This window comes from Dorea sp. BIOML-A1 (assembly GCF_009875615.1).
GTDB lineage: Bacteria > Bacillota > Clostridia > Lachnospirales > Lachnospiraceae > Dorea_A > Dorea_A amylophila.
The window spans coordinates 16,918-30,960 of record NZ_WWSA01000020.1 but is presented as its reverse complement, the minus strand read 5'-3'; the positions used below and the strand labels follow the sequence as shown (position 1 = coordinate 30,960).

Genomic DNA, 14,043 nt, shown 5'->3' with positions numbered 1-14,043 from the left:
TTTATGTTATACTGAAATTGTTCATACAGATCTATACCACAGATATGAAAATATCCATTTTTGAAAAAGAAGCAGGGAAGTTATGAAAAAATTCAATATTTTTAAAATTGTACAATTGTCTTTACTGATTTTGATAACGTTGATCAGTGTATATCTTTTGATGCAGCCGGAAGTGAAGCAGTATATCTTTGCATCAACTCCCGCAACGATACTGTTCATCATTATCTGGATCGTATTACTTGCAAGTTATGTATTTCTTCTGATTGATTTCAGTATCCTTTCATCGGTCAAATTAAACTATCACAATTTATACGGCGTTGCATATTCCGATCCATTGTCCGGTATCCCGAACCGTTTCAGCTGTGATACGATCATTGAAAAGTATTATGACACAACGCTTCCTGACAATCTGACATGTATGATGATAGATCTTTCCAATCTTTTGTCCGTGAACAAACTTTATGATCATGCGACCGGAAATGTGTTATTAAAAGATTTTTCCAATATCCTGTCTGCCTCCGCGCTGTCCCTTTGTTTTGTGGGACGTAACGGCGGCAATAAATTTCTTGCAATCTTTGAAAATTGCACAGATGACCAGTTGAATACTTTCCTCGCCCGGATTGCCGACCGTGTTAAGCAGCACAACCAGTCACCTTCTGCCATTTCCATTGAATATCGGATCGGTATTGCAAAGAACAGCGAAGAACACCTTGCTGAAATTACCCAGTTGATTGCTCTTGCCTATAATAGAATTTCCGATGAAACGATCGCGCACTAACCAAGGAGGTACTGTTCTATGGATGAATTAGATTATAACTATCTCGCCGAACTTGTTCTCAAGACTCAGCGCGGTGATAGTGAGGCTTTTGCAGAACTTTATACCGCCACATATCAGAAGCAGTACCGTTTTATCTATCGTTATGCAAAGGATGCTTATCTCGCACAGGATATTCTTCAGGATGTATACATTCTAGTGCTGAAAAATATCAACGCCCTGAAGAATCCCCGGCTCTTCGTCTCCTGGCTGAACCAGATTACATTCCGCACCTGTTTTGATGTATGTCAGAAGAACAGCCGTCATGAAGAAGAGCTTAACCATGTTACGGAGATGACGCAGGAAAAGGATCCGCATCTGCAACCGGATTCCATGACACACAATCCGGAAAAGCAGCTCATGGATCATTTCGACCACCCCGTACTCATGGCTTCTGTTCTCGAATTACCACCGCAATATGCACAGGCACTTATCATGCGTTATTTCAACGATATGAGTATCGATGAGATTGCCGATGCCATGAACTGCAGCCACAGCACGATCAAACGTCGACTTGTAAAAGGCAAAAAACTACTTGAGAAACTGCTGAAAAATAAGATGGGAGGCGATTGGTTTGAATAAAAACGCCACCCTTGTATTTCATCCGGATAATTCTTCTTTGAACAACACAGAACATACAGATATTCCTGAACTGGATACACAGACAGCGAACCAATTGCTGGGTAATGTATTTGCCGCATGCGATATGGAACCCAGCGTAGTCCCGGTCGAAGTCCTGGAATCCTGGGGAAATTATAAAAAGCACGACTTCAATCTCGGACGGACTCTGGCATACATTTTCCTGATCGTCCTGATCCTGCTTCCGCTTATGTTCTTCCGGCCATCGATCATCGCAGAACGAACGGATGTCAAATCCGCTTCGGATGCCATATATAGTATTCATATCAAGACACTGCTTCCTTTACATTCCGTAAGTGCCACCATAAACGGGACTCCGGTCCGGCTTCAGGAAAAGGGTTCAAAGGAATTCAAGGCTGCGGTTTCCGATAACGGAACACTGAAGATCAAAGCAGTCTCTTTCAACGGACAGGTGACCGCCAGGTCCTACAAGGTCTGTCATCTCGACAAAGAAAAGCCGGTTCTTAAAGATTCTTATTCCAAAGACGGTTATGTCTACCTGGAAGTTATGGATACCTATTCCGGTATCGACTATCCGAATATCGGCGGATACGCACCGGATCACTTTGATCCAAAGACCGGAATGATTGTATATCCGGTTCCGGACGCACCTGTAACCGTTACGATTCCGGATAATGCCGGAAACGAGCTGGTACTTCTGCTCTCACCGGTCGATAATAATTAACAGACGATTTATAAATACACAGGAGGATTGCAGATATGAAATACAGATTACATTTATCCTATTTACTTATCGCCATATTCTGCCTTCTTCTTGGGGGTTGTTCCGGCAGTTCTTCCGCATTCCGGAAGGAACACTCCGGTCCCCCCAGAGATTCAACGCCCAAAGTGTTAACCCCGTCAGCTGACGGGGTTACCGTTTATCAGAATGATTTTGCTTCCATTGATGCATCGAATACTTCGCAGGGCTATGTTATGGTGAAATACAATGGAACAAATGAAAAAGTAAAGCTTCAGATCACATGTCCCGATCAGAGTTGTTATACTTACCTGATCAGCGACCGCGGAGCATATGATACATTCCCGCTGACAGCCGGAAATGGCTCCTATGCCTTACAGGTTCTGGAAAATGTCGCAGGTGACACTTATACCGTCTCACTTGCCCAATCCATCAACGTCAACATCGAAGATGAATTCCTTCCTTTCCTGTATCCGAATCAATATGTGAACTTCCATACAGATTCGAAGGCTGTCTCCAAAGGCAGCGATCTTGCAAAAGACACCTACAGTGATCTGGATGTTGTACAGAACATTTACAATTATGTGATTAAAAACATTTCTTATGACACAGAAAAAGCGCAGAACGTATCTTACGGATATGTCCCGGATATTGATGATACGCTTTCTTCCAAAAAAGGGATATGCTTTGACTATGCGGCACTTATGGCAAGCATGCTGCGGTCACAGAATATTCCGACCAAACTGGAAGTCGGTTACTCCGGAGATGCCTACCATGCCTGGATCAGCACATATATTGATGACAAAGGCTGGGTAGATGATATCATCCAGTTCAACGGGGATACCTGGCAGATCATGGATCCAACCCTTGCCGCAACCAACGACAGTGCCGCTGTTAAGAAATATATCGGCGACGGCAGTCATTATGTTGTAAAATATACGTATTAATCCCACCATGAAATATGTAGTATTCTATATGGCCATATATGATGGGATATGAAAGGAGACTTTTATGGCAGACAAAACATTCACTCCACTTTCCAATACAGAGATTGCCGCTTTCTGTTCCCAGACCGCCATGATCTTAAGATCCGGTATCTCTTCCATCGAGGGGATCTCGATCATGCTGGAAGATTCACAGAATGCAGGCGAGAAGGAATTACTCTCTGCGGTCAATGATACACTTATGCAGACCGGAAACCTGACACAGGCACTGGAAGATACACACGCTTATCCGGATTACATGATCTCTATGGTCCGGATCGGTGAGCAGACCGGCCGCCTGGATGATGTTATGGATTCTCTGGCCGTCTATTATGAGAAAGAGGATTCTCTGGCAGAATCCATCAAGAGTGCGGTTACTTATCCGCTGATCATGATCGTTATGATGCTGCTTGTCATCCTGCTCCTGATCATGAAAGTAATGCCGGTCTTCAATCAGGTATTTATCCAGCTCGGAAGCAGTATGTCCGGCATTTCCCTTGTGATCCTGAATATCGGACAGTTCCTGAACCGTCATATTGCAGTCTTTCTTCTGATTCTTGCCGTACTGGCAGGAATGATTTTCTACATATGCTTTTCGAAAAAGCGGTCTCAGAACTTCCAGTCTTTCTTTGGAAAGTTTAAGAATTCCAGACAGTTATATGAGAAGATCTCTGCCCGCCGCTTCGCCAGCGGTATGGCACTTACGTTAAGCAGCGGTCTGCCGCCGGAAGAATGTCTGAACCTTACTATGGATCTGATCGATGACCATGCATTCCGTACCAGGCTGGAAAAATGCCGGGAAGAGCTTTCATCCGGAAATGATTTCAGTGAAGTACTTTTGAGCAATCACATATTCTCCGGACTTTACGCCAGACTGGTATCCATCGGCGGACGTACCGGTTCCATGGAAGAGATCATGCAGAAGATCGCAGATCAATATGATGAAGATATTGATGTAAGGATGGCCGGAATGATCGCTGCGATCGAACCGACACTCGTCATCATCTTATCCGTGATCGTCGGCATTATCTTATTGTCCGTAATGCTTCCGCTGGTCAGCATTATGGCAGGATTATAGAAGGAGTGAATGCACATGCAGCGTTTTATAAGAGAACGTAAAACTTCATATCTGCGTAATGTTATCATCTCTGTTCTTATCTTCCTGCTGATCTTTGCCGGATTTGGCTGCGGGCTGACTGCCATGAACAAAAAGATGGATCAGGAGGAGATGCAGACTCTTCAGAATGCCATAACCCGGAGTGTAACCACCTGTTATACCCTGGAAGGAAGCTATCCGCAGAGTCTTGGCTACCTGAAAAAACATTACGGACTTCATTATGATGAGAATAAATATTTTGTAGACTATCAGCCGCTCGGTGCCAATATCATGCCCGACATTACCATTATCAGGAAGGAGGCGGATCACCGTTGAGATTCCAAAGACAGAAAAATCATGTCATTGACCTGTTATTCCCGCTCGCTGTCCTCTTCGTATTTGCCATTTCTTCCTTCCTTGTGCTGGTCCTGTCTGCCCATATATACAGTTCGCAGACACAGGAAATGAATACCGGCTACACCGTCCACACATCTCTTGCCTACGTGGCGGAAAAGATACGTCAGAACGATTCTGATGGCGGTATATCAGCCGGGACTTTTCAGGGACAGGAATGTCTTGTACTAAAGGGTGGTTCCGGTGATATCCGCTACACCACTTATATCTATTCTTACAAAGGTAAATTAAAGGAACTGACTCTCCGGGACGGCACGGATGCTTCCCCTTCGGATGGCAAAGATATCCTGGCAGTCGCAGACTTCTCTGTCAGCGAGATCAGACCCGGACTTTTCAGATTCACATCCACAGATACGGATGGAACGACTGCTTCTGTCACAATATCAGAAAGGAGCCGCCAATGAAACGAACTTCCAACAACCGCTCTTCTCTGTTTCTGATCGAACTGATCATTGCCATTCTGTTCTTCTCACTGGTAAGTGCTGTCTGTCTGAGAGCGTTTGCACGGTCACACATCCTGACAGAGAATGCCCGTGACCTGAACGCAGCTCTTATGCATGTAGAGAGCACTGCGGAACTTCTAAGAGCAGGAGAATCTGTAGAGGCACAGACTTTCTACTCTTCTTCCTGGGATACCTGTGAAGAGAAGAAGGCCGCTTATATGATAACTGTAAAAGAAAAGGACGCATCCGATGAAGATAGCGGTACGGATGGCCTGACAACTTACCAGATCACCGCAAGGCAGCTTAACAACGGAAGAAAGATCTATTCTTTGAACGTTACCTGCCATACACCATACAGCATAAAGGAGGCTGCCGGTCATGAATAAACGAAAATTTCCTGTTACGAATATCGGCTCTGTATCGCTTCTGATGATATTCATCGTGCTCTGTATGGTTACACTTGCAGCGTTATCATTGTCTACCGCTTCCGGCAGCTATCGGTCTGCACAGACACTTGCCGGTCACACAACCGCTTATTACAGGGCATCCAACAAAGCAGAGAAAAAGCTTGCAGAGACAGAGAAGATCCTGCAGGCATGCTATCATTCCACTTCCGATGCAGACAGCTATTATCAACAGGTGCGTCAACAGCTTGGAATCACCGGCAGCGACGGATCCCTGATCTATTCTTTTCAGACAGCTGTCAACAAGTCACAGGAACTGGAAGTCCGGATCCAGATCACCTATCCGGACAGTTCCGCTACAGCCGGGTCTGACCGGGAAGATTCAGATACTGCTTCTGCATTCTATAAGATCACCTGTTGGAAAATGACTTCTACAAGTGACTGGAATGCCGACAATTCCATTCAATTAATACAATAATGATAAAGACTATATGATATCAGGAGGCATTTATGAATACCACAGAATTACTTGAAAAGGCTGTCAGCGCCGGAGCATCCGACATCTTTGTCGTAGCCGGGCGGCCGGTCTCTATGCGCATACATGGTGATATCCGGATGGAAGACAATACCCGTCTCCTCCCGGATGACACCCAGCGGATCATCGAACAGATCTATGAGCTTGCCGGACATCGTGACATCGGCGTACTGGAAGACACCGGAGACGACGATTTCTCTTTTGCAGTTCCGGGGCTCTCACGCTTCCGCGTCAGCGCATTCAAACAAAGAGGCTCCCTGTCTGTTGTGATCCGTATCATTTCCTTTACTTTGCCGGATCCTGCTGAGTTCGGTATTCCGGAAAAGGTCATCCATTTTGCAGATTTCTCCAAAGGAATGGTACTGGTCACAGGACCTGCCGGAAGCGGGAAATCCACTACCCTTGCGTGCATCATCGACCATATCAATAAAAACTATGACAAGCACATCATCACACTGGAGGATCCTCTGGAATTCCTTCACCGGCACAACCGGAGTATCGTAAGCCAGCGTGAGATCAATGTTGATACCGAGAATTATGTCACGGCACTGCGTGCTTCCCTGCGCCAGAGTCCGGATGTGATCCTTCTGGGCGAAATGCGTGATTACGAGACGATGCAGGTAGCCATGACTGCTGCCGAGACCGGTCATCTGTTATTCTCAACACTACACACGATCGGTGCTGCCAACACGATTGACCGTATCATCGACGTCTTCCCGCCAAATCAGCAGCGGCAGATTGCAGTACAGCTTTCCATGGTCCTGCAGGCAGTGGTGTCCCAACAGCTGGTACCGACCACAGACGGTGGTATCACCCCTGCATTCGAGATTATGATCGTCAATCCTGCGATCCGCAATATGATCCGTGATAACAAGATCCCGCAGATCGACGGTCTCATCTATTCCTCTGCGGGAAATGATCTGGTCTCTATGGATTCCAGTCTTCTTTCACTTTATAAAAACGGACGCATTACTGCTGACACGGCACTTGCTTATGCATCCAATCCGGAAATGTTAAAAAAGAAGCTGTAGGAGATTACTCCTGCAGCTTCTTAATTTCTTCAATTGTTGCCTCATATTCTTTTGTTACTTTTTCCATTGCTTCCGGTATCCCCGGCTTCTCTCCGGTCCGGTCTCTCAAAAGTTCTGTAAGCTCACTGCTCACTTCATACAGACGGTCAAAGGAAAGATTCTGACATACCCCTTTCAGTGTGTGTGCACCACGAAAAGCTTCTTCGTAATTGTTATCCCCCAAAGCCTGCTTTAACAGTGGATAACTCTGATCTTCAAGGAACTTTAATGTGAATTTCCGGATCAGTGCTTCACTGCGAAGGCGTCTTAAGACATCTTCATAGTTTCCTCCAATCGCTTCATAGCATTCCTGTATTGTCATTTTTTATCTCCTGTCTATATAAGATTTCTTTATTGTAGCACATTCTTTTGCAGAAATTAATGGTTTTCGACATTCTTCACACAATCTCTACATTCTTTTACACAACATATCCGTCATTTCCGGTCTAATTCTTGAAAGACACGATCACTTCTTTTCCATTCGATACATTTTCGAACATGCCCTTGATCACTTTCTTGGCGTTCTTGTCTGCATTTTCAAGAAATCCGTATTCATCCGATCCGGCTTTTTCCTTTGCTTTCTTCTCAGCCTCTGCGACAAGTTCCATAACTGCCTCTTTATCGATACTCATAATCGCAAAATTCGTATCATATATCTTCAGATCACTGGATTTGATCTTAATAGAATCCTCATTGACCGTGCAGTGCGGAATAGATATCTGGATCTTGTCGTCTGTCTCCTTTATGACAGCTTTCTGTACATCCAGTCCCGCAGTCACTGTCGTCTTGTATTGTACGAGAAATCTGTTCTTGTTGATCAGCGGGATCTCTCCCTTTGTGCTCCTGAATACATCCGAGATGATCATCTTCTGTGTCGTCAGCTCCGCTGCATCTTCCAGCGTCGTCTCAAGCGGTATGCTCTCTTCTTTCGGACCGGTAATATGCTTATATATGGCTATCGAACCGATGCTGATCGCAATGGCAAGAACTGCCGCAATGATTATTTTAGCTTTTGTCTTCATATGTTTTCCTCCGTTAAAATGATTTAACTTTCGGCCGGTAGCGCATATCAGATACCGTGTATACGGTTACGAATGCCTCCGGATCTTTTTTACTGATATAATTCATCAGTTTCTGATATTCGTTCTTATCTACGATTGTAATGATCTCTCTGTATTTCTGCATATTGTAAGCACCTACTGCCTCGTAAAACGTTGCCCCGCTGTGCAGCTCATGCAGAATGAACCGGCGCACCTCTTCTTCATATTTTGTAATAATACAGACACGTCTCTTTACATTCTGTCCAAAGATAAAATGATCCAGCACAATACCGTTAAAGTATGTACCAAGCACACTCAGTACGACCGCTTTTTTATCATAGATCAATGCGGAAGAAAGTGCCACACACATTCCTGAGATGGACATCGCTTTTCCCAGTTCGACATGAAGATATTTATTCATGATCTTTGCCACGATATCCAGTCCGCCGGACGACGCATTCATATTAAATAAGATGCTGAGTCCGAAGCTTACAACCAGAATATAACATAACACATCCAGTTCCATACTGTTTGTCAGCGATTCAAAATCCGGAAATACATGTTCAAATACTGCCAGATACAGTGGCAGCAAAATACTTGTATATACCGTCTTCGCTCCAAATTCTTTCCCACAGGTTATAAATCCGATCAGCAGTAAGACCACATTCAATATCATCGTAACCGTTGATACATGTAACGGTACATAATGCGCAATAATGATCGCCAGCGCAGATACGCTGCTGATCGAGGTCTGGCTCGGAATCAGGAAGAAATACACGGCCGCGGCGATGATCCCCACTGCTATCGTCATAACGGCAATTTCTTTTAGATTGTCCGGTGTGACAATCTGTTTTTTTTCTTTGTTCATTTTTTTATTCCCCACTTTTATAAATATTTCATCATCGTTGGCGCAAGAATATTCATATCAACAGGCTTGGCAACGTGATCATTCATCCCGACAGAAAGCGCCTTCTGTCTGTCTTCTGCAAAGGCATTGGCAGTCATAGCTATGATCGGGATCATCGCTTTTTTATCATCCTTCATCTTCCGGATGGTTAATGTCGTATCGAACCCATTCATAACCGGCATCTGAATATCCATAAGAATCATCTTATAATAGTCCGCATCTGCCTTTTCAATCATGCTGATACATGCAACTCCGTCAGTTGCAACTTCGACAATGCACCCTTCTTCTTTCAACAGTTCTGTCGCGATCTCCGCATTGATCTCATTGTCTTCGACCAGCAGGACCCGGACGCCTTTTAGCGACTTCTTACTTCGTGGATTCTGATTTTTCTTCTCTAAAGCTTCTTCTTTTGATGCTTTTTTGCAAGGGATCGTCACTGTAAAAGTGGATCCCTCACCAAGTTTACTTTCCACCTCTATCGTACCACCCATCAGATCCACAAGCTTTTTCACGATTCCCATGCCGATGCCGCTGCCCTCAATATGGGTAATCGTAGAAGTCCGCTCTCTTTCGAACGCTTCAAAGATATGCTTTTGGAACTCTTCTGCCATACCAATTCCATTATCGGTAATACTGATGATCATATCGCACCAGTCTTCCTTCTCACAAGGTCTCTGTGCAACCTTACAGGATATTGTACCGCCTGCATTTGTATACTTGACCGCATTACTTATGATGTTGATGCAGACTTCCGATAAATGTGGTTCATCCACATATACATACGGATACAGGATCTGTTCTGTCATGCACAGAGTCTGGTTCTTACTTTCTGCCTGTTGCTGGAACATCGTGACACAATTCGTAAAGTCTTCCCGGACATCCGACACGGCATACTTCATTTCGACCTTGTTATTTTCAATTCTTGCAAGATCCAGGACATTACTGAGTAACGATAACAGTTTTTTCCCGCATATCTGAATGTTATCGATATATCTGCTAAGTTTTTCTGTGTCTTCCAGATGTCTGGATGCCAGATCTGCATAGCCGATGATCGCATTCATAGGTGTTCTGATGTCATGGGACATATTGAAAAGAAATGCGGATTTTGCCTTACTTGCAGTTTCCGCAGTTAATTTAGCTTCCCGCAGTTCTTCCTCCTGCCTCAATTCCCGCAGTTTTTCATCTGTCACATCCCGGTTTGCAAGCAGCACCGATGTAACATTTCCGTCTTTATCATAGTTCTGTGGAACGATCATGGCAAGGAACCATTTCCCATCCTTTTTTTTGAATTCAAAAGACATGGACTCTTTATTACGAAGCCGTGCGGCCATGGTCTGTGTATCAAAAAAATCTATGTACTTTTGTACAAACGGTTCTGCTATCACATCTTTGATGACCTCAAACTGCGAATTCCAGTCTGCGCTTTTTTTCGAAATGCCCAGCTCCATTTTCCGGGATCTTTTCACAAGTTCGATCTTCTTTGTCTTTAAATCCAGACGTGAGATGTGATAATAAGCGGTCCCTAATGCACTGATTGCCCGGTGCGCCTCTTCCACCTGTTTTCCCAGCGTAACCGGGAATTCTTCCCCTGTCATCTGGTCTCTGTCCGGTACTGACTGATGCAGATGCTTAACCAGCCATTTCCCGTTCACCTTTTTATAGATAATGCTAAACCGTGTGTCCATCTCAAAACAGACGGATCCATCTTCAAATAAACCGGTAAAGACTACCGATCCATACGCAAGGACCTGGTCATCACCAAGCTCTGCTTCTTCCTGCTGTAAATCTCTTATTTTAAGTCTGATTTTTCCTCTTTGTTTTACATCGAATTTATATGATTCCTGAAATTCATGCAGATTCCTGAAAAACTCATGCTTTCCTGTTCCGATTATACTACTGTTATCATCAAAGAAGTTTTCAAAGCCTGTATCATCTACGGATTCCGTGTCGATATAAAATTTTAAAAGCTGCTCTGTAAGTCGTTTAAAATCATCCATAACCAATCCCTCTCATCCCGTATATCTTGAACAACTTTTTGTTTTTCCAGTTTTCTTGTTTACTTCATTTTAACATAATATCGCAGCACTGGGGACGCTTTTTATGTAATGCACGAATACAAATATAATACAGGCTAATCACCGGTGGAAGCAATAATGCCGAAAACTAAAATTTATTTTACACACGCTTTTGCCGTATACGAATCTACGTTTATTTCAATTACACATACCGCATTTACCATTTTTTCATTAATTTCGTGTTCCTCTCCGGTTTGCTCTCTCATAAGAATGCGCAGTGCCGCGCACTTATCCGCTGCATTCTGGAGGATTTTTGCTTTCCCTCGGCACATGACACTCGCATATTCAGCACCATATTTGCATGGAACATCTGCTTCTATAAGTTTTTCTCCGTAATCAATTTCCACAAAAACACTGTTATTTTTCCGAATGCAATCCAGTTTATGCCTCACTTTCGCACTATGAACATAAAATGTTAGTTTCCCGCCGTTTATCTGATAACCGTAATGAAGCGGCACAACATATGGGTATTCATCATCTAATACCCCCAGATGTAAATACTTTGCACTCGACAATATTTTTTCAATCTTGTGTATATCTGTGATTTCTCTATCTTTTCTTCTCATATTATTCCTTCCTTATAATCACATGTCAGTTCTACAATCAGAATTTGCCATTTCACTTATTACTATTTTTTATTTGAAAATCTACGGATTACAATTCTCCAATTCTTGCAAGGCTCATATCCAGAACGGATACGGGCCTTTCTTTTTCACCAGTAGCTTCATCCAAACCTTCACATTGAATAATGAACCCTTCTCTTTGGTAAAAAGAAATTGGATATACAGCGATAGCCCCTTATATTTTCGGAAATCGGAAAATAAAACTCGTTCCGATACCTTCGATACTTTCGACGTGAATGGTTCCATTGTGGAGATTTACAATCCAGCGCACCATAGAAAGGCCGAGTCCGGTACCGCCATTTTCTCTGGAACGGCTTTTGTCTATGCGATAGAAACGCTCCCAGATTCTGTCCAGATGTTCCTCACTTATTCCAATACCATCATCTTTCACTTCACCGACAATCTGGTCATTTTCGACCTTCAGGATAACATGGATATGTCCATTTATTTTTCCGTAATTGATGGCATTGGTTATTAAATTCATCATCATACGCAAAATCAATGTCTGGTCGCCGTTCATAAATAAGTCGTCCTGCTTTTGCAGGGTAATCTCAATATTTTTTTCCTGTGCTTTTGTCTGCAGTTCTTCTATTACAAGTTCGCTTAATAATCCAAAATCCAGTTTTTCCATCAGATGCTGCTCGCCCTGTTCGTTTCTGGCGATCATTAACATTTCGCTTGTCAGCTTTGACATTCGTTTTGCCTGCTTTAAGATGACTGCAATCTCTTCCTTATCTTCCGCAGATAAGTTTTCATTTTCCAATAAGTACTCACACTGGGAAATGATAACAGCAACTGGAGTCCGCAGTTCATGGGATACGTCTGATGTGAATTGACGTTCCTTCTCAAACGAAAATTCCAAGCGCTCGAACATTTCGTTAAATTTCTCCGACAATTCGTATAATTCATCTTTTGCTTTTGGCAGAGACAATCGTTTGGAAAGATCTTTTCCATTGCTGATGTTTTCAACTTCATCGCAGATAAGATCCACCTGTCTCAATGCCCGCTTGATCATAAAATATCCGATGGCTCCGATCAGAATAATGAGTAATGGGAAAACAATCAACAGCATTTTCTCGGATGTCTGCATGAAAAGTTCTATAGAATGTACGGAGGTAATTCCTCGTACCCACATTTCCTCATCATCACCGTAAGTGTAAACGCTGTCATATATCATCCATTTTCGATTTGATCCGGTTATCATTCGCGGTGTATTCGACTTGAGGATAGTTTCTTCTGGAAATTGGGTTGGAATCGTTCCATAAAGTAAGCGTCCGTTTTTGTCATAAATACAAAACATAATACCGTCATCGTAAAATTCGGTATCGCCGTCAAGATAAAAGGAATCATCCTGAAAATTAATATTTGAAGAGAAACCAGTCACTGCGGCACTGATTTCTTCTTCTGTCGCAGAAATTCCAACCTTATCCACAAAAAGAAGGACGAGAACTAAAATAGTCCCAAGAACTACGGCAATGATTCCGGTGTACCATAGCGTAATTTTTTTCTTGATCGTCAGCTGTTTCATTCGTTTTCCCTCATTACATATCCGACACCGCGAACAGTGTGGATGAGTTTTTGTTCATATTGTGCATCGATTTTTTTTCGCAAATAACGAATGTATACGTCGATCACATTGGAACCACCTTCAAAATCAAAGTCCCACGCATTCTGTTCAATCTGCTGTCTTGTCATTACGATATTTTTGTTGCGCATAAGACATTCCAGAACCATAAATTCTTTTGCAGAAAGATCAATTTCATTTCCGGCTCTTGTTACCTTTCTTGTGTCACGATCCAGAATAAGATCTGCTATTTTTAGTTGATTGGATGTAAATTGTGGCTTTCTACGCATCATGACACGGATTCTTGCAAGCAGTTCTTCAAATGCAAATGGTTTGATCAGGTAATCATCGGCACCAAGATCCAGTCCTTTGACGCGGTCTTCAATGCTGTCTTTTGCTGTCAGTAACAGAACCGGTGTATCATCTTCTCGTCGCCTTAATTCTCTTAAGATTTCATATCCATCCTTTCCCGGCAACATGATATCAAGAATAATACCATCATAGGAAGTCATATCGATATAATCCATCGCTTCCAGACCATCCCCACAGGCATCTACACTGTAATGTTCCTTGACAAGCCTTTTTTTGACAATGTTTCTTAAATCATTCTCGTCTTCTACAATCAGTAATCTCATAATGTAATTATTATAATACCAATCATTTTCGTGTGCTAGAGTCCTTTTTTTCATTTTTTGAAATTACTATTTGTTTTAATCTTTTTTTAATCTTCCCCCTA

Annotated in this window: 17 protein-coding genes; 10 read left to right on the top strand and 7 right to left on the bottom strand. The window is 43.0% G+C overall.

Annotated elements, in window-relative coordinates:
- Positions 1–82 precede the first annotated feature (82 nt).
- The 10 genes from GT508_RS09075 to GT508_RS09030 all read left to right on the top strand — a co-directional run bounded on the left by GT508_RS09075 (position 83) and on the right by GT508_RS09030 (position 7,059).
- Positions 83–778: a GGDEF domain-containing protein gene (locus GT508_RS09075; protein ID WP_161144081.1), complete on the top strand. Its 696-nt coding sequence runs from the start codon at positions 83–85 to the stop codon at positions 776–778.
- An 18-nt stretch (positions 779–796) separates the two neighbouring features.
- Positions 797–1,396, top strand: coding sequence for an RNA polymerase sigma factor (locus GT508_RS09070; RefSeq protein ID WP_161144080.1), 600 nt, complete (start codon positions 797–799; stop codon positions 1,394–1,396).
- Entirely contained in the window at positions 1,389–2,138 is a 750-nt protein-coding gene (locus GT508_RS09065) for a hypothetical protein (RefSeq protein ID WP_161144079.1), read from the top strand. Before GT508_RS09070 ends, GT508_RS09065 begins: the two co-directional genes overlap by 8 nt.
- 35 nt (positions 2,139–2,173) lie before the next feature.
- Entirely contained in the window at positions 2,174–3,100 is a 927-nt protein-coding gene (locus GT508_RS09060) for a transglutaminase-like domain-containing protein (RefSeq protein ID WP_161144078.1), read from the top strand.
- A gap of 64 nt (positions 3,101–3,164) precedes the next feature.
- Positions 3,165–4,214, top strand: a complete 1,050-nt coding sequence (locus tag GT508_RS09055; RefSeq protein ID WP_161144077.1) for a type II secretion system F family protein — start codon at positions 3,165–3,167, stop codon at positions 4,212–4,214.
- 15 nt (positions 4,215–4,229) lie between these two features.
- Positions 4,230–4,568, top strand: coding sequence for a sigma factor regulator N-terminal domain-containing protein (locus GT508_RS09050; protein ID WP_028086577.1), 339 nt, complete (start codon positions 4,230–4,232; stop codon positions 4,566–4,568).
- On the top strand, positions 4,565–5,050 hold the full coding sequence (locus tag GT508_RS09045; RefSeq protein WP_161144076.1) for a DUF4860 domain-containing protein: 486 nt from the start codon (positions 4,565–4,567) through the stop codon (positions 5,048–5,050). Before GT508_RS09050 ends, GT508_RS09045 begins: the two co-directional genes overlap by 4 nt.
- On the top strand, positions 5,047–5,475 hold the full coding sequence (locus GT508_RS09040) for a type IV pilus modification PilV family protein (RefSeq protein ID WP_161144075.1): 429 nt from the start codon (positions 5,047–5,049) through the stop codon (positions 5,473–5,475). The genes GT508_RS09045 and GT508_RS09040 overlap by 4 nt, the downstream gene beginning before the upstream one ends.
- The gene (locus GT508_RS09035; RefSeq protein ID WP_055283260.1) at positions 5,468–5,971 is read left to right on the top strand and encodes a hypothetical protein; all 504 of its coding nucleotides are present in this window, start codon (positions 5,468–5,470) and stop codon (positions 5,969–5,971) included. The genes GT508_RS09040 and GT508_RS09035 overlap by 8 nt, the downstream gene beginning before the upstream one ends.
- Before the next feature lie 32 nt (positions 5,972–6,003).
- Positions 6,004–7,059, top strand: coding sequence for a type IV pilus twitching motility protein PilT (locus tag GT508_RS09030; protein ID WP_161144074.1), 1,056 nt, complete (start codon positions 6,004–6,006; stop codon positions 7,057–7,059).
- Positions 7,060–7,063: 4 nt separating this feature from the next.
- Here GT508_RS09030 and GT508_RS09025 read toward each other — a convergent pair whose 3' ends face one another.
- The 7 genes from GT508_RS09025 to GT508_RS08995 all read right to left on the bottom strand — a co-directional run bounded on the left by GT508_RS09025 (position 7,064) and on the right by GT508_RS08995 (position 13,942).
- Entirely contained in the window at positions 7,064–7,420 is a 357-nt protein-coding gene (locus tag GT508_RS09025) for an Hpt domain-containing protein (protein WP_055283255.1), read from the bottom strand.
- 124 nt (positions 7,421–7,544) lie between these two features.
- On the bottom strand, positions 7,545–8,120 hold the full coding sequence (locus GT508_RS09020; protein WP_161144073.1) for a DUF4230 domain-containing protein: 576 nt from the start codon (positions 8,118–8,120) through the stop codon (positions 7,545–7,547).
- A 13-nt stretch (positions 8,121–8,133) separates the two neighbouring features.
- Positions 8,134–9,006, bottom strand: a complete 873-nt coding sequence (locus tag GT508_RS09015) for a YitT family protein (protein ID WP_161144072.1) — start codon at positions 9,004–9,006, stop codon at positions 8,134–8,136.
- 17 nt (positions 9,007–9,023) lie between these two features.
- On the bottom strand, positions 9,024–11,042 hold the full coding sequence (locus GT508_RS09010) for an ATP-binding protein (RefSeq protein ID WP_161144071.1): 2,019 nt from the start codon (positions 11,040–11,042) through the stop codon (positions 9,024–9,026).
- Between the two features lie 173 nt (positions 11,043–11,215).
- A complete protein-coding gene (locus tag GT508_RS09005) occupies positions 11,216–11,686 on the bottom strand; it encodes a pyridoxamine 5'-phosphate oxidase family protein (RefSeq protein ID WP_161144070.1) in 471 nt (156 codons plus the stop codon).
- A gap of 232 nt (positions 11,687–11,918) precedes the next feature.
- On the bottom strand, positions 11,919–13,271 hold the full coding sequence (locus tag GT508_RS09000; RefSeq protein WP_055303379.1) for a sensor histidine kinase: 1,353 nt from the start codon (positions 13,269–13,271) through the stop codon (positions 11,919–11,921).
- A complete protein-coding gene (locus tag GT508_RS08995) occupies positions 13,268–13,942 on the bottom strand; it encodes a response regulator transcription factor (RefSeq protein WP_044919842.1) in 675 nt (224 codons plus the stop codon). Before GT508_RS08995 ends, GT508_RS09000 begins: the two co-directional genes overlap by 4 nt.
- Positions 13,943–14,043: the final 101 nt, after the last annotated feature.